We start from the raw sequence: 14715 nt of genomic DNA, 5'->3' as shown, positions 1-14715 counted from the left end.
GGGTGGCCGTCACACGCCGTTCTTCACCAACTACCGTCCGCAGTTCTACTTCCGCACGACGGACGTGACGGGCATCGTGACGCTGCCGGAAGGCACGGAGATGGTGATGCCGGGCGACAACATCACGGTCGACGTCGAACTGATCGTTCCGATCGCGATGGAAGAGAAGCTGCGCTTCGCCATCCGCGAAGGCGGCCGCACCGTCGGCGCCGGCATCGTCGCTTCGATCACGGAATAACTGGATAGCAGTCTGTCGCGGGCGCGGGATCGCTCCCGCGCCGCGAAAGACTTGAAGGAAGAAACGCATGAACGGACAGAACATCCGCATTCGCCTCAAGGCGTTTGACCACCGCGTGCTGGATGCTTCGACGCGCGAAATCGTGTCGACGGCCAAACGCACCGGCGCCAACGTTCGTGGCCCCATTCCGCTGCCGACGCGCATCGAGAAGTTCACGGTCAACCGTTCGCCGCACATCGACAAGAAGAGCCGCGAACAGTTCGAGATGCGCACCCACAAGCGTCTTCTCGATATCGTTGATCCGACCCCGCAGACTGTCGACGCGCTGATGAAGCTCGATCTGGCCGCCGGCGTGGACGTCGAGATCAAGCTCTAACGAGCAAGACACGAACCGGCCGGGCGACGAGCCCCAGGGTTCCTCTGAAGAAAGAACGAGAAAATGCGTTCAGGTGTAATTGCACAGAAAGTCGGGATGACGCGCGTCTATAACGACGCAGGCGAGCATGTGCCGGTCACCGTTCTCCGCATGGAGAACTGCCAGGTCGTCGCTCAGCGCACCCAGGAGAAGAACGGCTACACGGCCGTCCAGCTCGGCGTTGGCCTTGCCAAGGTCAAGAACACGTCGAAGGCCATGCGCGGCCACTTCGCCGCTGCAAGCGTCGAGCCGAAGTCCCAGCTCGCGGAATTCCGCGTGTCGGAAGACAACATGCTCGACATCGGTGCCGAGATCACCGCGGAGCACTTCGTCGCCGGCCAGAAGGTCGACGTGACGGGTACCTCGGTCGGCAAGGGTTTCCAGGGTGTCATGAAGCGTCACAATTTCGGTGGCGGTCGTGCAACCCACGGTAACTCGGTCTCGCACCGTGCACATGGTTCGACCGGTCAGCGTCAGGACCCGGGCAAGGTGTTCAAGGGCAAGAAGATGGCCGGCCACATGGGTGCGACCCGCGTGACGACCCAGAATCTGGAAATCGTGTCGACCGACCTTGATCGCGGCCTGATCCTGATCCGCGGCGCCGTTCCCGGCTCCAAGGGCGCCTGGATCGTCGTCCGTGACGCGGTGAAGTCGGCCATGCCGGACAACGCGCCGAAGCCGGCCGCGATCCGCGCTGCAAACAAGAGCCAGGCTTCTGAAGCGCCGGCTGCTGAAGGAGCCGAATGATGGATCTCAAGGTCACCACGCTCTCCGGCGACGACGCCGGCAAGCTGAAGCTCTCGGAAGAGATCTTCGGCCTTGAGCCCCGCGAAGATATTCTGCAGCGCGTCGTGCGCTGGCAGCTTGCCAAGAAGCAGCAGGGCACGCACAAGGCGAAGGGCCGCGCGGAAATTTCGCGCACTGGCGCCAAGATGTACAAGCAGAAGGGTACGGGCCGCGCCCGTCACCATTCGGCACGCGCTCCGCAGTTCCGCGGCGGCGGCAAGGCCCACGGCCCGGTCGTTCGCAGCCACGAGCACGACCTTCCCAAGAAGGTTCGCGCGCTTGGCCTGCGTCATGCGCTCTCGGCCAAGGCCAAGTCGTCCGACCTGATCATCATCGATGATCTGACCGTGGGCGAGGCCAAGACGAAGCTGCTCATCACGAATTTCGCCAAGCTCGGCTTGACGAATGCCTTGATGATCGGCGGAGCCGAGATCGACCAGAACTTCAAGCGTGCTGCGTCGAACATCGCGAACATCGACGTGCTGCCGGTTCAGGGCATCAACGTTTACGACATCCTGCGCCGTGGAAAGCTCGTGCTCTCCAAGGCCGCGATCGAAGCTCTCGAGGAGCGGTTCAAATGACGGATCTTCGCCACTACGACGTGATCGTCTCTCCGTCGATCACCGAGAAGTCGACCATGGCTTCGGAGTACAACCAGGTGGTTTTCAACGTTGCCCGCAAGGCGACGAAGACCGAGATCAAGGCCGCCATCGAGGCTCTGTTCGGCGTGAAGGTCACCGGCGTCAACACGCTCGTGCGCAAGGGCAAGGTGAAGCGTTTCCGCGGCACCGTCGGGCGCACCAGTGACGTCAAGAAGGCGATCGTGACTTTGGCCGACGGACAGTCGATCGACGTCTCGACGGGCCTCTGAGCGACCGGAAGGACAGGAAAATGGCACTCAAGAAATTCAATCCGGTAACGCCAGGCACCCGCCAGTTGGTCATCGTCGACCGCTCGGGCCTCTACAAGGGCAAGCCCGTCAAGGGTCTGACCGAGGGTCTGAAGTCGGCCGGCGGCCGCAACAATGCCGGTCGCGTCACTGCCCGATACCAGGGCGGCGGTCACAAGCGCACCTACCGCATCATCGACTTCAAGCGTCGCAAGCATGACGTGTCGGCGACGGTCGAGCGGATCGAGTACGATCCGAACCGCACCGCCTTCATCGCGCTCTTGAAGTACGAGGACGGCGAGCTCGCCTACATCCTGGCGCCGCAGCGCCTGGCCGTCGGCGACAAGGTTGCCGCGGGCTCCAAGGCACTCGACGTCAAGCCGGGCAATGCGATGCCGCTGGGCACGATGCCGGTCGGCACGATCGTCCACAATGTCGAGCTGAAGCCGGGCAAGGGCGGTCAGGTCGCCCGTTCGGCAGGGTCCTACGCCCAGCTCGTCGGCCGCGACCAGGGCATGGCGATCCTTCGCCTGAACTCGGGCGAACAGCGTCTCGTCCACGGCTCGTGCATGGCGACTGTCGGTGCGGTTTCGAACCCGGACCACGGCAACATCAATCTCGGCAAAGCCGGCCGTTCGCGCTGGCTCGGCAAGCGTCCTCATGTTCGCGGCGTCGCGATGAACCCGGTCGACCATCCGCATGGCGGTGGTGAAGGCCGCACCTCGGGCGGCCGTCATCCGGTCACGCCGTGGGGCAAGCCGACCAAGGGCAAGAAGACGCGGTCCAACAAGTCGACCGACAAGTTCATCATGCGCTCGCGCCACGCGCGCAAGAGCTAAGGAAAGGGTGTCAACGTGACCCGTTCAGTTTGGAAAGGCCCGTTCGTCGACGGCTATCTGCTCAAGAAGGCGGATAAGGTTCGTGACGGCGGCCGCAACGAGGTGATCAAGATGTGGAGCCGCCGCTCCACCATCCTGCCGCAGTTCGTCGGCCTCACCTTTGGTGTCTATAACGGCCAGAAGCATATTCCCGTCTCCGTGAACGAGGAAATGGTCGGCCACAAATTCGGTGAGTTCGCCCCGACCCGTACCTATTACGGCCATGGCGCGGACAAGAAGGCAAAGAGGAAGTAACGATGGGCAAGGCCAAGGCTCCGCGCAGGCTTGCTGACAATGAGGCACGCGCCGTTCTGCGTACCATTCGCGTCAGCCCGCAGAAGCTCAATCTCGTTGCTGCCATGATCCGCGGCAAGAAGGTCGGCACTGCGCTGAACGAACTCGAATTTTCGCGCAAGCGCATCGCCGAGACCGTCAAGAAGACGCTCGAATCGGCGATTGCGAACGCAGAAAACAATCACGACCTCGATGTCGACGCGCTGGTGGTTGCCGAGGCCTATGTCGGCAAGTCGATCGTCATGAAGCGCTTCCATGCTCGTGGCCGCGGCCGTGCATCGCGCATCGAGAAGCCGTTCTCGCATCTGACGATCGTCGTTCGTGAAGTCGAAGAGAAAGTGGAGGCCGCCTGATGGGCCAGAAAATCAATCCGATCGGTCTGCGCCTCGGCATCAACCGTACCTGGGATTCGCGCTGGTACGCGAACACCGGCGAGTACGGCAAGCTTCTCCACGAAGACCTGAAGATTCGCGCCTACCTTCAGAAAGAGCTGAAGCAGGCCGCCGTTTCGAAGGTCGTGATCGAGCGTCCGCACAGGAAGTGCCGCGTGACGATCCATGCGGCCCGTCCAGGCCTGATCATCGGCAAGAAGGGCGCGGACATCGAGAAGCTTCGCAAGAAGCTGACCGAGATGACCAAGTCGGATACGCACCTCAACATCGTCGAGGTTCGCAAGCCGGAGATCGACGCCACGCTGATCGCCCAGTCGATCGCGCAGCAGCTCGAGCGCCGCGTCGCGTTCCGCCGCGCCATGAAGCGTGCCGTCCAGTCGGCCATGCGTCTTGGCGCTGAAGGCATCCGCATCAATTGCGGCGGCCGTCTCGGCGGCGCGGAAATCGCGCGTATGGAATGGTACCGCGAAGGTCGCGTTCCGCTTCACACGCTGCGCGCCGATGTCGATTACGGCACGGCCGAGGCACAGACTGCATACGGCATCTGCGGCGTGAAGGTCTGGGTGTTCAAGGGCGAGATCCTCGAGCACGACCCGATGGCTTCGGAACGTCGCGCCATTGAAGGCGATGCGCAGGGCGGCTCGGGCCGTCGTCGCGAAAACGCCTGAATGGCATAGCTATTTTGGAGAATTAGAATGCTGCAGCCAAAGCGCACGAAGTTCCGCAAGCAGTTCAAGGGCCGTATCCACGGCACCGCGAAGGGTGGAACGGACCTCAATTTCGGCGGGTTCGGTCTGAAGGCGCTTGAGCCGAACCGGGTCACCGCCCGTGAGATCGAAGCCGCCCGCCGTGCCATCACGCGTCAGATGAAGCGTCAGGGCCGTGTCTGGATTCGGGTGTTCCCGGATCTGCCGGTGACGTCGAAGCCGACCGAAGTCCGCATGGGCAAGGGCAAGGGTTCGGTCGATTACTGGGCAGCCCGCGTCAAGCCGGGCCGCGTCATGTTCGAGATCGACGGTGTCTCCGAGGAGATCGCCCGCGAGGCGCTCCGTCTCGGCGCTGCCAAGCTTTCGGTTCGCACGCGCTTCGTACAGCGCATCGCAGAGTAGGAAAGGGCTGATCATGAAGGCCTCTGACGTTCGGGCAAAGACGCTCGATGAGCTCAATGACGACCTGGCTGCGCTGAAGAAGGAGCAGTTCAACCTGCGCTTCCAGAAGGCGACCGGCCAGATCGAGAAAACCGCGCGCGTGAAGGAAGTCCGTCGGGACATCGCGCGCATCAAGACGATCGCTGCCGAGAAGTCGGCCGGCAAGAAGGCTTAAGGACGAAGAACATGCCAAAGCGCATCATGCAGGGCACGGTCGTCTCGGACAAGAACGACAAGACGGTCGTGGTCAAGATCGAGCGTCGCTTCACCCATCCGGTGATGAAGAAGACCGTTCGCCAGACGAAGAAGTACAAGGCGCACGACGAGAACAACGCCTGCAAGGTGGGCGATTTCGTCTTCATCCAGGAGTCGGCGCCGATCTCCAAGGACAAGAAGTGGGTCGTGATCGAAAATCCGTCCCAGGCGGCCTCGGCCGAGTAAGAACGAAACTTGATAAAGCCGGAGAGTGCGTATATGAGCCGCTCTCCAACGAATAAGAAGGCGGCCAGTCATGATTCAGATGCAAACAAACCTCGACGTGGCGGATAATTCCGGCGCACGTCGTGTCATGTGCATCAAGGTGCTGGGCGGCTCGAAGCGGAAGTATGCCTCCGTTGGCGACATCATCGTCGTCTCCGTGAAGGAAGCCATTCCGCGCGGCCGCGTTAAGAAGGGTGACGTGATGAAGGCGGTCGTGGTTCGCACGGCCAAGGACATCCGTCGTCCGGACGGCAGCGTGATCCGTTTCGACAAGAACGCAGCCGTTCTCGTCGATAACAAGAAAGAGCCGGTGGGCACTCGTATCTTCGGTCCCGTTCCGCGCGAGCTTCGCGCGAAGAACCACATGAAGATCATTTCGCTTGCACCGGAAGTGCTTTAAGGGGCCGGGAAGATGCAGAAGATTCGTAAGGGCGACAAGGTCGTCGTTCTGGCCGGCAAGGACAAGGGCCGTACCGGTGAAGTCGTGCAGGTGATGCCGAAGGAAGACAAGGCTGTCGTCCGCGGCGTCAACATGATTGCGCGCCACCAGAAGCAGTCCGCTTCGCAGGAAGGCGGCATCATCCGCAAGGAAGCCCCCCTCCATCTGTCCAATATCGCGATCGCCGACCCCAAGGACAACAAGCCGACCCGCGTCGGCTTCGATTTCCGCGACGGCAAGAAGGTCCGTATCGCCAAGCGTTCCGGAGAAGTGATCAATGGCTGAGTCCAAGTATGAGCCCCGGCTCAAGAAGCTCTACGGCGAGACGATCCGCAAGGCGCTCCAGGAAGAGTTCAACTACGCCAACGAGATGATGATCCCGCGTCTCGACAAGGTGGTCATCAACATGGGCGTCGGCGAAGCGACCGGCGATTCCAAGAAGCCTTCGGTCGCCGCGGAAGATCTTGCGATGATCGCCGGCCAGAAGCCCGTCGTCACGCGTGCCCGCACGTCGATCGCCGGCTTCAAGGTGCGTGAAGGCATGCCGATCGGCGCCAAGGTCACCCTTCGCCAGGATCGCATGTACGATTTCATCGATCGTCTGGTGACGATCGCTCTTCCGCGCGTTCGCGACTTCCGGGGCCTCAACCCCAAGAGCTTCGACGGCCGTGGCAACTTCGCCATGGGCGTGAAGGAGCACATCGTGTTCCCCGAGATCAATTACGACAAGGTCGACCAGATCTGGGGAATGGACATCATCGTTTGTACGACTGCCCGGTCGGATGACGAGGCGCGAGCACTGCTCAAGGCCTTGAACTTCCCGTTCCGCCAGTAACGGCAGCGAATAAAGGACATATCTGAATGGCTAAGACCAGCTCAGTCGAGAAGAACCAGAAGCGCGCGAAGCTTGTGAAGCGTTTCGCCAACAAGCGCGCCGATCTGAAGGCGATCATCATGGACCAGGACCGTCCGATGGATGAGCGCTTCCGTGCGCAGCTCGAACTCGCAGCCCTGCCGCGCAACTCGTCGAAGACCCGCGTGCGCAATCGCTGCGAAGTCACCGGTCGTCCGCGCGCCTATTACCGCAAGCTCAAGATGAGCCGTATTGCGATGCGCGAGCTCGGCAATAACGGCCTCATCCCCGGCCTCGTCAAGTCAAGCTGGTAAGGAGGATATTCCATGTCCATGAGTGATCCTCTCGGCGATATGCTGACCCGCATCCGCAACGCTTACGGCCGCAAGAAGACCAAGGTCTCCACGCCCGCCTCGCGCCTGCGCGCCCGCGTTCTCGAAGTCCTGAAGTCCGAAGGCTACATTCGCGACTACGCCCAGGTCGACTACGACAACGGCAAGTCGGAAATCGAGATCGAGCTGAAGTACTTCGAAGGCCAGCCGGTGATCCGCGAGATCGCCCGCGTGTCGAAGCCGGGCCGTCGCGTTTACGTGTCGGTCAAGTCGATCCCGCAGGTTGCCAACGGTCTCGGCATTGCCATTCTCTCCACGCCGAAGGGCGTCATGGCGGACCATCAGGCCCGTGAAGAGAACGTCGGCGGCGAGATTCTCTGCCAGATCTTCTGATCGGCTTCTCGAAACATAAGAAGAAGACGAGGACAACGACATGTCTCGTATCGGCAAGAAGCCTCTCTCCGTCCCGCAGGGCGTGACCGCGACCGTCGATGGCCGCACCGTCAGCGCCAAGGGCCCGAAGGGCGAATTGAAATACGTCGTCAACGACGAAGTGCTGGTCAAGCTGGAAGACGGCGCGATCCAGGTTTCGCCGCGTGACGAATCGAAGGACGCGCGTTCGAAGTGGGGCATGTCCCGCACCCGGATCGAGAACATCCTCCAGGGCGTCAAGGACGGCTTCGAGCGCAAGCTCGAGATCACCGGCGTCGGTTACCGTGCCGCCATGCAGGGCAAGAACTTGCAGCTCGCACTCGGTTTCAGCCACGACGTCGTCTACCAGACGCCCGAAGGCATCACGATCCAGGTCACCAAGCCGACCGAGATCGTGGTCAGCGGCATTGACAAGCAGCAGGTCGGTCAGGTAGCAGCCGAAATCCGTGAATACCGTCCGCCGGAGCCCTACAAGGGCAAGGGCGTGCGTTATGCCGGCGAACGTATCGTTCGCAAGGAAGGCAAGAAGAAGTAGAATCGAAACGCCACGGGGTACGGCCGCGGGAAGCATTTGCTTACCGCACAGGGCCGGCCCCGTTTTTCAAGGCAGGGAATTGAATAATGGCTTCCAAGGAATCCGCGCTCAAGCGCGCTTCGCGCGTTCGTCGCCAGATCAAGAAGGTCGCAGGCGAGCGTCCGCGTCTTTCGGTTCACCGTTCGTCGAAGCACATCTATGTGCAGCTCATTGATGACGCCAACGGCCACACGATCGCTTCGGCTTCGACGCTCGAGAAGGACCTCAAGGGTTCGCTCAAGACCGGCGCCGACTCGGCGGCTGCCGCAGCCGTCGGCAAGCTCGTTGCCGAGCGCGCCGTCAAGGCCGGCGTCAAGGACGTGGTCTTCGATCGCGGGCCTTACATCTATCACGGCCGCGTCAAGGCGCTCGCCGATGCCGCCCGCGAAGGCGGTCTGAACTTCTAACCGGGCAGGGGCGGTCTTTCCGCCCCGGCCTTTTTTGCAACCCGTGCTTCCGGAAAAGAATAAGGACAGGATATGGCACAGGATCGTAGGGAAGGTGGTCGCGGACGCGACCGCGAAGAGCGCGACGACGGTTTCGTCGACAAGCTGGTTCACATCAACCGCGTTGCCAAGGTGGTCAAGGGTGGCCGTCGCTTCGGCTTCGCTGCTCTCGTTGTCGTCGGCGACCAGAAGGGCCGCGTCGGCTTCGGTCACGGCAAGGCGCGCGAAGTGCCGGAAGCCATCCGCAAGGCTACCGAAAGCGCCAAGCGCGACATGATCTTCGTGCCGCTGCGCGATGGTCGTACGCTGCACCATGACGTCAACGGCCGCCACGGCGCCGGCAAGGTTCTGCTGCGCACCGCCAAGGCCGGTACGGGCATCATCGCCGGTGGCCCGATGCGCGCCGTCTTCGAAACGCTCGGCATGCACGACGTCGTCGCCAAGTCGATGGGTTCCTCGAACCCGTACAACATGGTTCGCGCCACGTTCGACGCGCTGAAGCACCAGCTTCACCCGAAGGATGTCGCAGCCCAGCGCGGCATCAAGTACTCGACGCTTCAGGCGCGCCGCGGCGCTTCCGTGTCGTCCGAAGAGTAGTCGGGCTCAGGTAAGGATTGGTTAGATGGCCAAGAAGGCAAAGACGCTGACGGTCGAGCAGATCGGTAGCCCCATTCGCCGTCCGGACGCGCAGCGCGCAACGCTCGTCGGTCTCGGACTGAACAAGATGCATCGTCGCCGCACCCTGGAGGATACTCCTTCGGTTCGCGGCATGATCGCCAAGGTGCAGCACCTCGTCCGCGTCGTGGACGAGGCGTAAGCAGGAGCGACAGACATGAAACTCAACGAACTTCGTGACGTCGACGGCGCAACGCACTCGCGCAAGCGCGTCGGTCGCGGCATCGGCTCCGGCAAGGGCAAGACCTCCGGCCGTGGCGTGAAGGGCCAGAGCTCGCGCTCGGGCGTCGCCATCAACGGCTTCGAGGGCGGCCAGATGCCGATCTATCGTCGCCTGCCGAAGCGCGGCTTCAAGAACCCGTTCAGCAAGAGCTTCAACGAGATCTCGGTCGGCAAGGTTCAGGAAGCCATCGATTCGGGTCGTCTCGACGGCAAGAAGGCCGTGACGATCGAAGCGCTGGTCGAGGCCCGCCTCATCCGCCGCGCCAAGGACGGCGTCCGCCTCCTCGGCTCGGGCGAGATCAAGTCTAAGGTCTCGTTCGACATCGCCGGCGCTTCCAAGTCGGCGATCGAGAAGGTCGAGAAGGCGGGCGGCTCCGTCAAGGTGCCGGAAAAGGCCGCCGCCGAGTAATCGCGGTGCCCAACTGAAATACCCTAGCGGCGGCCTTCGAGCCGCCGCTTGCATATTGTCGGGCGTGGCCTTATGTCGTGCCTTCCACGGCTTGCACCGACGGACAGTGCGTGACAGGTTTTCCGCGCGCCGGCTTTTCCTCGGCTGATCCGCCTGCGTTCGGAGAGACTAATGGCATCTGCAGCAGAACAACTTGCCGCAAATCTGAATTTCGCGGCCTTCTCGAAGGCCGAAGACCTCAAGAAGCGAATCTGGTTCACGCTGGGCGCGCTGCTGGTCTATCGCCTCGGCACCTACATTCCGATGCCGGGCATCAATCCGGAAGCATTCGCGCAGGCATTTCAGCAGCAGTCGGGTGGCGTGCTCGGCATGTTCAACATGTTCGCCGGCGGCGCTGTCGAGCGCATGGCGATTTTCGCGCTGGGCATTATGCCCTACATTTCCGCCTCCATCATCATGCAGCTCATGACCGCCGTCGTTCCGACGCTCGAGCAGCTGAAGAAGGAAGGCGAACAGGGCCGCAAGGTCATCAATCAGTATACGCGCTACGGCACGGTCCTTCTGGCAACGGTGCAGGCCTATGGCATCGCCGTCGGCCTTGAAGGCGGCGCGAACATCGTCACCGATCCGGGCTGGTTCTTCCGTATTTCGGCGGTCATCACGCTGGTCGGCGGCACGATGTTCCTGATGTGGCTCGGCGAACAGATCACCGCGCGTGGCCTTGGCAACGGCATTTCGCTGATCATCTTCGCCGGCATCGTGGCGGGCCTGCCTTCCGCGATCTCCGGTACGCTCGAACTCGGCCGCACGGGCGCGCTTTCGACCGGCCTCATCCTCGCGATCCTCACGCTCGCGGTCGTCCTTATCGGCATCATCGTGTTCTTCGAGCGTGCGCAGCGACGGCTCCTGATCCAGTATCCGAAGCGCCAGGTTGGCAATCGGATGTTCCAGGGCGACACGTCGCATCTGCCGCTGAAGCTCAACACGGCGGGCGTCATTCCGGCGATCTTCGCGTCCTCGCTTCTGCTCCTGCCGGCAACGGCCGCCGGTTTCTCGGATACGACGAACCTGCCGGCGTGGGCGAACTCGGTTCTCGCCGCTCTCGGCCACGGCCAGCCGCTCTACATGGTGCTCTATGCGGCGCTGATCGCGTTCTTCGCCTTCTTCTACACCGCGATCGTCTTCAATCCGAAGGACACCGCCGACCAGCTCAAGAAGCATTCCGGCTTCATTCCGGGCTACCGGCCGGGCGAACGCACGGCGGAATATATCGACTATGTGCTGACTCGCATTACGGTCGTAGGCGCGATTTATCTGGTCGTGGTCTGCCTGGTTCCCGAGTTCCTGATCTCGGCTACCGGCGTGCCGTTCTATCTCGGCGGGACGTCGTTGCTGATCGTCGTCAGCGTCACGCTCGACACGGTCGCCCAGATGCAGGGCCACCTCATTGCCCATCAGTATGAAGGGCTGATCAAGAAGTCGAAGCTCCGGGGGGGCAAGAGGGGACGATGAGACTGATACTGCTTGGACCGCCCGGCGCGGGGAAGGGAACGCAGGCGCAGCGACTGGTCGAGCGTCACGGCATACCGCAGCTTTCCACCGGGGACATGCTGCGCTCGGCCGTTGCCAACGGCACCGAGATCGGCAAGCGCGCCAAAGCCATCATGGACTCGGGCGAACTCGTCTCCGATGCCGTCGTCAACCAGATCGTTTCCGATCGCATCGACGAGCCGGACTGCCGCAAGGGGTTTATCCTTGACGGCTTCCCGCGCACGGTCGCGCAGGCCGAAGCCCTGGCCGAAATGCTGGCGCACAAGGGCCAGAAGCTCGATGCCGTGATCGAACTCAAGGTCGACGAGACGGCGCTGGTCGAGCGGATGAAGAAGCGGGTCGCGGACACGCTGGCAGCCGGCGGCTCGGTTCGCGCCGACGACAATCCCGAATCGTTCGCCAAGCGCCTCGACGAGTACCGCCAGAAGACGGCGCCTCTCTCTGCGCATTATCGCCAGACGGGCGAATTGGTCACGATCGACGGCATGCAGGACATGGACACGGTCACCGCCGAGATCGAGGATATTCTCGTCAAGGCGAACTGAAGTCGGGCGGGGTTGACCCGCCCGCCGAGTTGCCCTATAGCGGCGCGTCTCCCAATTCGTGAACGGGGCGCGCTGCTTTGGTGCTGGCGCCCCTCATGGCGCAGGAAAACACCCGCAAGGGCCGGCCTCCACCGGACGCGGGCATAAACAGAAATTTCGGCAAAAGCCGACCCGAGATGGAGAAGAAGATGGCCCGTATAGCTGGCGTCAACATTCCGACCAACAAGCGCGTCGTCATCGCGCTTCAGTACATTCATGGCATCGGCGCGAAGTTCGCTTCCGAGATCGTCGAGAAGGTCGGCATTCCCGTCGATCGTCGCGTCAATCAGCTGACCGACGCCGAAGTGCTGCAGATCCGCGAAGCGATCGACCGCGACTACAAGGTCGAGGGCGATCTGCGCCGCGAAGTCTCGATGAACATCAAGCGTCTGATGGACCTTGGCTGCTACCGCGGCCTGCGCCACCGTCGTTCGCTGCCGGTTCGCGGCCAGCGCACGCACACCAACGCCCGCACCCGCAAGGGACCGGCGAAGGCCATTCAGGGTAAGAAGAAGTAATTCGGTGAATTGTGGATGGTGAATATTGAATGGTTGGTTCGCCGCTAGGCGAGTTTCGACCATTCACCATTTTCCCATTCATTATTCACTGCAAGGTGGAGCCGCTGGCATTACGGCGGCGAAGAGATCATCGAAAGGAAGACCATGGCCAAGGAATCCGGACGCGTCCGCCGTCGCGAACGCAAGAACATCTCGACGGGCATCGCGCACGTCAACTCGACCTTCAACAACACCATGATCACCATCACCGACGCGCAGGGCAATGCGATTGCCTGGTCGTCGGCCGGTGCCCAGGGCTTCAAGGGCTCGCGCAAGTCGACCCCGTTCGCCGCGCAGGTCGCTGCCGAAGATTGCGCCAAGAAGGCGCAGGAGCACGGCATGCGCACGCTCGAAGTCGAGGTCTGCGGCCCCGGTTCGGGTCGTGAATCGGCTCTTCGCGCGCTGCAGGCCGCGGGCTTCATGATCACGTCCATCCGCGACGTGACGCCGATCCCGCACAATGGCTGCCGTCCGCGCAAGAAGCGCCGCGTCTAATTCATCATCATCGCATGAGCGCCGTTCGCGGCGCTCCTCTGCGTTTTCCAGATTGCCCGTCACGATTGGATGGTGGCGGGGAAACGGAAGGAAACCGGAATGATCCAGAAAAACTGGCAGGAACTCATCAAGCCGAACAAGGTCGAGTTCAAGTCCAAGGGCCGCACCATGACCACGCTCGTCGCCGAGCCGCTGGAGCGTGGTTTCGGCCTGACGCTCGGCAACGCGCTTCGCCGCGTGCTTCTGTCGTCGCTGCGCGGTGCGGCCGTCACGGCCGTCCAGATCGACGGCGTGCTGCATGAATTCTCGTCGATCGCAGGCGTCCGCGAGGACGTAACCGACATCGTTCTCAACATCAAGGAAATCGCCATCCGCATGGAAGGCGAGGGCCCCAAGCGCATGGTCGTGCGCAAGCAGGGTCCGGGCGTCGTCGTTGCCGGCGACATCCAGACCGTGGGCGATGTCGAGATCCTTAACCCCGACCACGTGATCTGCACGCTCGACGAGGGCGCGGAGATCCGCATGGAGTTCACGGTCGACGCGGGCAAGGGCTACGTGCCTGCCGAGCGCAACCGCGCCGAAGACGCGCCGATCGGGCTCATCCCGGTCGACAGCCTCTACTCGCCGGTCCGCAAGGTGTCGTACAAGGTCGAGAACACCCGCGAGGGCCAGGTTCTCGATTATGACAAGCTCACGATGCAGCTCGAGACGGACGGTTCGATCTCCGGCGAGGACGCCGTGGCTTTCGCTGCGCGCATCCTGCAGGACCAGCTCGGCCTCTTCGTCAATTTCGAGGAGCCGCAGAAGGAAGTCGCTTCGGAGCAGGTCACCGAGCTCGCCTTCAACCCGGCGCTCCTGAAGAAGGTCGACGAGCTGGAGCTTTCGGTCCGCTCGGCCAACTGCCTGAAGAACGACAACATCGTCTATATCGGCGACCTGATCCAGAAGACGGAGGCGGAGATGCTCCGCACGCCGAATTTCGGACGCAAGTCGTTGAACGAGATCAAGGAAGTTCTCGCCTCGATGGGTCTCCATCTGGGCATGGAAGTGGCCGACTGGCCGCCGGAGAACATCGACGATCTCGCCAAGCGCTACGAAGATCAGTATTGAGGCTTTGTGCCTCGCATCAAATGTGAAGGAGCAAGCTCATGCGCCACGGGAATTCCGGCCGTAAGCTGAACCGTACCGCCAGCCACCGCAAGGCCATGTTCGCCAACATGGCTGCGTCTCTCATCGAGCACGAGCAGATCGTGACGACCCTGCCGAAGGCGAAGGAACTTCGCCCGATCGTGGAAAAGCTCGTCACGCTCGGCAAGCGCGGTGACCTGCACGCCCGTCGTCAGGTCATCTCGTCGACCCGTTCGGAAGCCGCTGCCAAGCGTCTCTTCGACGACATCGCGCCGCGCTATGCCGACCGTCACGGCGGCTATTTGCGCATCATGAAGGCCGGCTTCCGCCACGGCGACAATGCCGCCATGGCCGTCATCGAGTTCGTCGATCGCGACGTCGACGCCAAGGGCGCCGCCGACCGCGCCCGCGTTGAGGCTGAAGAAGCCAACCGCGAGAGCGAAGCCGCATAAGCCACGGCTCTCGGGTCGATCGCATATAAAAAACCCGCCGAGCGAT

General features: G+C 62.2%; 27 protein-coding genes and 1 pseudogene. All 28 read left to right on the top strand.

The genetic code is table 11. From position 1 onward, the window contains the following. Positions 1-238, top strand: a pseudogene (gene tuf, locus ACT6QU_RS11615) (elongation factor Tu); the annotation flags it as partial. 67 nt (positions 239-305) lie between these two features. Then, positions 306-614, top strand: a complete 309-nt coding sequence (rpsJ, locus tag ACT6QU_RS11610) for a 30S ribosomal protein S10 (RefSeq protein WP_007066362.1) — start codon at positions 306-308, stop codon at positions 612-614. Positions 615-677: 63 nt separating this feature from the next. After that, a complete protein-coding gene (rplC, locus tag ACT6QU_RS11605) occupies positions 678-1400 on the top strand; it encodes a 50S ribosomal protein L3 (RefSeq protein WP_024585423.1) in 723 nt (240 codons plus the stop codon). After that, positions 1400-2020: a 50S ribosomal protein L4 gene (gene rplD / locus ACT6QU_RS11600; RefSeq protein WP_024585424.1), complete on the top strand. Its 621-nt coding sequence runs from the start codon at positions 1400-1402 to the stop codon at positions 2018-2020. The genes rplC and rplD overlap by 1 nt, the downstream gene beginning before the upstream one ends. Then, positions 2017-2310 carry a 50S ribosomal protein L23 gene (locus ACT6QU_RS11595; RefSeq protein ID WP_024585425.1) on the top strand — a complete coding sequence of 98 codons (294 nt, stop codon included), beginning with the start codon at positions 2017-2019 and terminating at the stop codon, positions 2308-2310. The genes rplD and ACT6QU_RS11595 overlap by 4 nt, the downstream gene beginning before the upstream one ends. A 20-nt stretch (positions 2311-2330) precedes the next feature. Further along, positions 2331-3167: a 50S ribosomal protein L2 gene (gene rplB / locus ACT6QU_RS11590; protein WP_024585426.1), complete on the top strand. Its 837-nt coding sequence runs from the start codon at positions 2331-2333 to the stop codon at positions 3165-3167. Positions 3168-3182: 15 nt separating this feature from the next. Next, positions 3183-3461, top strand: a complete 279-nt coding sequence (gene rpsS, locus ACT6QU_RS11585; RefSeq protein WP_024585427.1) for a 30S ribosomal protein S19 — start codon at positions 3183-3185, stop codon at positions 3459-3461. A gap of 2 nt (positions 3462-3463) precedes the next feature. Continuing rightward, complete coding sequence (gene rplV, locus ACT6QU_RS11580; RefSeq protein WP_024585428.1) at positions 3464-3853, top strand: 50S ribosomal protein L22; 390 nt, start codon at positions 3464-3466, stop codon at positions 3851-3853. Continuing rightward, complete coding sequence (rpsC, locus tag ACT6QU_RS11575; RefSeq protein WP_444565128.1) at positions 3853-4560, top strand: 30S ribosomal protein S3; 708 nt, start codon at positions 3853-3855, stop codon at positions 4558-4560. The genes rplV and rpsC overlap by 1 nt, the downstream gene beginning before the upstream one ends. 27 nt (positions 4561-4587) lie before the next feature. Further along, on the top strand, positions 4588-5001 hold the full coding sequence (rplP, locus tag ACT6QU_RS11570) for a 50S ribosomal protein L16 (RefSeq protein WP_024585430.1): 414 nt from the start codon (positions 4588-4590) through the stop codon (positions 4999-5001). Positions 5002-5014: 13 nt separating this feature from the next. Further along, positions 5015-5215, top strand: a complete 201-nt coding sequence (gene rpmC, locus ACT6QU_RS11565) for a 50S ribosomal protein L29 (protein ID WP_024585431.1) — start codon at positions 5015-5017, stop codon at positions 5213-5215. A gap of 11 nt (positions 5216-5226) precedes the next feature. Beyond that, complete coding sequence (gene rpsQ / locus ACT6QU_RS11560) at positions 5227-5481, top strand: 30S ribosomal protein S17 (RefSeq protein WP_024585432.1); 255 nt, start codon at positions 5227-5229, stop codon at positions 5479-5481. A 70-nt stretch (positions 5482-5551) separates the two neighbouring features. Then, a complete protein-coding gene (gene rplN, locus ACT6QU_RS11555) occupies positions 5552-5920 on the top strand; it encodes a 50S ribosomal protein L14 (RefSeq protein ID WP_024585433.1) in 369 nt (122 codons plus the stop codon). Positions 5921-5932: 12 nt separating this feature from the next. Continuing rightward, complete coding sequence (rplX, locus tag ACT6QU_RS11550) at positions 5933-6244, top strand: 50S ribosomal protein L24 (RefSeq protein ID WP_024585434.1); 312 nt, start codon at positions 5933-5935, stop codon at positions 6242-6244. Continuing rightward, positions 6237-6794, top strand: coding sequence for a 50S ribosomal protein L5 (gene rplE / locus ACT6QU_RS11545; RefSeq protein WP_024585435.1), 558 nt, complete (start codon positions 6237-6239; stop codon positions 6792-6794). Before rplX ends, rplE begins: the two co-directional genes overlap by 8 nt. A 26-nt stretch (positions 6795-6820) precedes the next feature. Beyond that, a complete protein-coding gene (gene rpsN, locus ACT6QU_RS11540; RefSeq protein WP_024585436.1) occupies positions 6821-7126 on the top strand; it encodes a 30S ribosomal protein S14 in 306 nt (101 codons plus the stop codon). Positions 7127-7138: 12 nt separating this feature from the next. Next, positions 7139-7537, top strand: a complete 399-nt coding sequence (gene rpsH / locus ACT6QU_RS11535) for a 30S ribosomal protein S8 (RefSeq protein WP_024585437.1) — start codon at positions 7139-7141, stop codon at positions 7535-7537. 40 nt (positions 7538-7577) lie between these two features. Next, positions 7578-8111, top strand: coding sequence for a 50S ribosomal protein L6 (gene rplF, locus ACT6QU_RS11530; protein ID WP_024585438.1), 534 nt, complete (start codon positions 7578-7580; stop codon positions 8109-8111). An 86-nt stretch (positions 8112-8197) separates the two neighbouring features. After that, positions 8198-8557, top strand: coding sequence for a 50S ribosomal protein L18 (rplR, locus tag ACT6QU_RS11525; protein ID WP_444565127.1), 360 nt, complete (start codon positions 8198-8200; stop codon positions 8555-8557). Positions 8558-8629: 72 nt separating this feature from the next. Beyond that, on the top strand, positions 8630-9193 hold the full coding sequence (gene rpsE, locus ACT6QU_RS11520; protein WP_444565126.1) for a 30S ribosomal protein S5: 564 nt from the start codon (positions 8630-8632) through the stop codon (positions 9191-9193). A gap of 25 nt (positions 9194-9218) precedes the next feature. Further along, positions 9219-9413 carry a 50S ribosomal protein L30 gene (gene rpmD, locus ACT6QU_RS11515; RefSeq protein ID WP_024585441.1) on the top strand — a complete coding sequence of 65 codons (195 nt, stop codon included), beginning with the start codon at positions 9219-9221 and terminating at the stop codon, positions 9411-9413. 15 nt (positions 9414-9428) lie between these two features. Next, complete coding sequence (rplO, locus tag ACT6QU_RS11510; protein ID WP_024585442.1) at positions 9429-9902, top strand: 50S ribosomal protein L15; 474 nt, start codon at positions 9429-9431, stop codon at positions 9900-9902. A gap of 171 nt (positions 9903-10073) precedes the next feature. Next, positions 10074-11414 carry a preprotein translocase subunit SecY gene (gene secY, locus ACT6QU_RS11505; protein ID WP_444565125.1) on the top strand — a complete coding sequence of 447 codons (1341 nt, stop codon included), beginning with the start codon at positions 10074-10076 and terminating at the stop codon, positions 11412-11414. After that, on the top strand, positions 11411-11998 hold the full coding sequence (locus ACT6QU_RS11500) for an adenylate kinase (RefSeq protein WP_024585444.1): 588 nt from the start codon (positions 11411-11413) through the stop codon (positions 11996-11998). The genes secY and ACT6QU_RS11500 overlap by 4 nt, the downstream gene beginning before the upstream one ends. Positions 11999-12186: 188 nt before the next feature. Next, positions 12187-12555 (top strand): 30S ribosomal protein S13, encoded by a 369-nt coding sequence (gene rpsM / locus ACT6QU_RS11495; RefSeq protein WP_275840143.1) that lies wholly within the window; start codon positions 12187-12189, stop codon positions 12553-12555. 144 nt (positions 12556-12699) lie between these two features. Beyond that, a complete protein-coding gene (gene rpsK, locus ACT6QU_RS11490) occupies positions 12700-13089 on the top strand; it encodes a 30S ribosomal protein S11 (protein ID WP_444565124.1) in 390 nt (129 codons plus the stop codon). Between the two features lie 99 nt (positions 13090-13188). After that, the gene (locus ACT6QU_RS11485; protein ID WP_024585447.1) at positions 13189-14199 is read left to right on the top strand and encodes a DNA-directed RNA polymerase subunit alpha; all 1011 of its coding nucleotides are present in this window, start codon (positions 13189-13191) and stop codon (positions 14197-14199) included. Between the two features lie 38 nt (positions 14200-14237). Next, a complete protein-coding gene (gene rplQ / locus ACT6QU_RS11480; RefSeq protein ID WP_024585448.1) occupies positions 14238-14669 on the top strand; it encodes a 50S ribosomal protein L17 in 432 nt (143 codons plus the stop codon). Positions 14670-14715: the final 46 nt, after the last annotated feature.

The organism is Aliihoeflea sp., assembly GCF_052435475.1.
In the GTDB taxonomy this organism is placed as follows: domain Bacteria; phylum Pseudomonadota; class Alphaproteobacteria; order Rhizobiales; family Rhizobiaceae; genus Aliihoeflea.
Note: the sequence above shows the minus strand (reverse complement) of the source record. Positions and strands in the feature narration are given on the sequence as shown.

What these genes read in the sequence shown, in the direction of transcription:
- rpsC (WP_444565128.1), top strand. Translation starts at nt 3,853, where the DNA reads ATGGGCCAGAAAATCAATCCGATCGGTCTGCGCCTCGGCATCAACCGT.
- rpmD (WP_024585441.1), top strand. Translation starts at nt 9,219, where the DNA reads ATGGCCAAGAAGGCAAAGACGCTGACGGTCGAGCAGATCGGTAGCCCC.
- rpsJ (WP_007066362.1), top strand. Translation starts at nt 306, where the DNA reads ATGAACGGACAGAACATCCGCATTCGCCTCAAGGCGTTTGACCACCGC.
- rpsH (WP_024585437.1), top strand. Translation starts at nt 7,139, where the DNA reads ATGTCCATGAGTGATCCTCTCGGCGATATGCTGACCCGCATCCGCAAC.
- rplR (WP_444565127.1), top strand. Translation starts at nt 8,198, where the DNA reads ATGGCTTCCAAGGAATCCGCGCTCAAGCGCGCTTCGCGCGTTCGTCGC.
- rplN (WP_024585433.1), top strand. Translation starts at nt 5,552, where the DNA reads ATGATTCAGATGCAAACAAACCTCGACGTGGCGGATAATTCCGGCGCA.
- rpsN (WP_024585436.1), top strand. Translation starts at nt 6,821, where the DNA reads ATGGCTAAGACCAGCTCAGTCGAGAAGAACCAGAAGCGCGCGAAGCTT.
- rpmC (WP_024585431.1), top strand. Translation starts at nt 5,015, where the DNA reads ATGAAGGCCTCTGACGTTCGGGCAAAGACGCTCGATGAGCTCAATGAC.
- rplB (WP_024585426.1), top strand. Translation starts at nt 2,331, where the DNA reads ATGGCACTCAAGAAATTCAATCCGGTAACGCCAGGCACCCGCCAGTTG.
- rplC (WP_024585423.1), top strand. Translation starts at nt 678, where the DNA reads ATGCGTTCAGGTGTAATTGCACAGAAAGTCGGGATGACGCGCGTCTAT.
- rplD (WP_024585424.1), top strand. Translation starts at nt 1,400, where the DNA reads ATGGATCTCAAGGTCACCACGCTCTCCGGCGACGACGCCGGCAAGCTG.
- rpsM (WP_275840143.1), top strand. Translation starts at nt 12,187, where the DNA reads ATGGCCCGTATAGCTGGCGTCAACATTCCGACCAACAAGCGCGTCGTC.
- rplP (WP_024585430.1), top strand. Translation starts at nt 4,588, where the DNA reads ATGCTGCAGCCAAAGCGCACGAAGTTCCGCAAGCAGTTCAAGGGCCGT.
- secY (WP_444565125.1), top strand. Translation starts at nt 10,074, where the DNA reads ATGGCATCTGCAGCAGAACAACTTGCCGCAAATCTGAATTTCGCGGCC.
- ACT6QU_RS11595 (WP_024585425.1), top strand. Translation starts at nt 2,017, where the DNA reads ATGACGGATCTTCGCCACTACGACGTGATCGTCTCTCCGTCGATCACC.
- rplE (WP_024585435.1), top strand. Translation starts at nt 6,237, where the DNA reads ATGGCTGAGTCCAAGTATGAGCCCCGGCTCAAGAAGCTCTACGGCGAG.
- rplQ (WP_024585448.1), top strand. Translation starts at nt 14,238, where the DNA reads ATGCGCCACGGGAATTCCGGCCGTAAGCTGAACCGTACCGCCAGCCAC.
- ACT6QU_RS11500 (WP_024585444.1), top strand. Translation starts at nt 11,411, where the DNA reads ATGAGACTGATACTGCTTGGACCGCCCGGCGCGGGGAAGGGAACGCAG.
- rplV (WP_024585428.1), top strand. Translation starts at nt 3,464, where the DNA reads ATGGGCAAGGCCAAGGCTCCGCGCAGGCTTGCTGACAATGAGGCACGC.
- rpsK (WP_444565124.1), top strand. Translation starts at nt 12,700, where the DNA reads ATGGCCAAGGAATCCGGACGCGTCCGCCGTCGCGAACGCAAGAACATC.
- ACT6QU_RS11485 (WP_024585447.1), top strand. Translation starts at nt 13,189, where the DNA reads ATGATCCAGAAAAACTGGCAGGAACTCATCAAGCCGAACAAGGTCGAG.
- rpsE (WP_444565126.1), top strand. Translation starts at nt 8,630, where the DNA reads ATGGCACAGGATCGTAGGGAAGGTGGTCGCGGACGCGACCGCGAAGAG.
- rplF (WP_024585438.1), top strand. Translation starts at nt 7,578, where the DNA reads ATGTCTCGTATCGGCAAGAAGCCTCTCTCCGTCCCGCAGGGCGTGACC.
- rpsQ (WP_024585432.1), top strand. Translation starts at nt 5,227, where the DNA reads ATGCCAAAGCGCATCATGCAGGGCACGGTCGTCTCGGACAAGAACGAC.
- rplO (WP_024585442.1), top strand. Translation starts at nt 9,429, where the DNA reads ATGAAACTCAACGAACTTCGTGACGTCGACGGCGCAACGCACTCGCGC.
- rplX (WP_024585434.1), top strand. Translation starts at nt 5,933, where the DNA reads ATGCAGAAGATTCGTAAGGGCGACAAGGTCGTCGTTCTGGCCGGCAAG.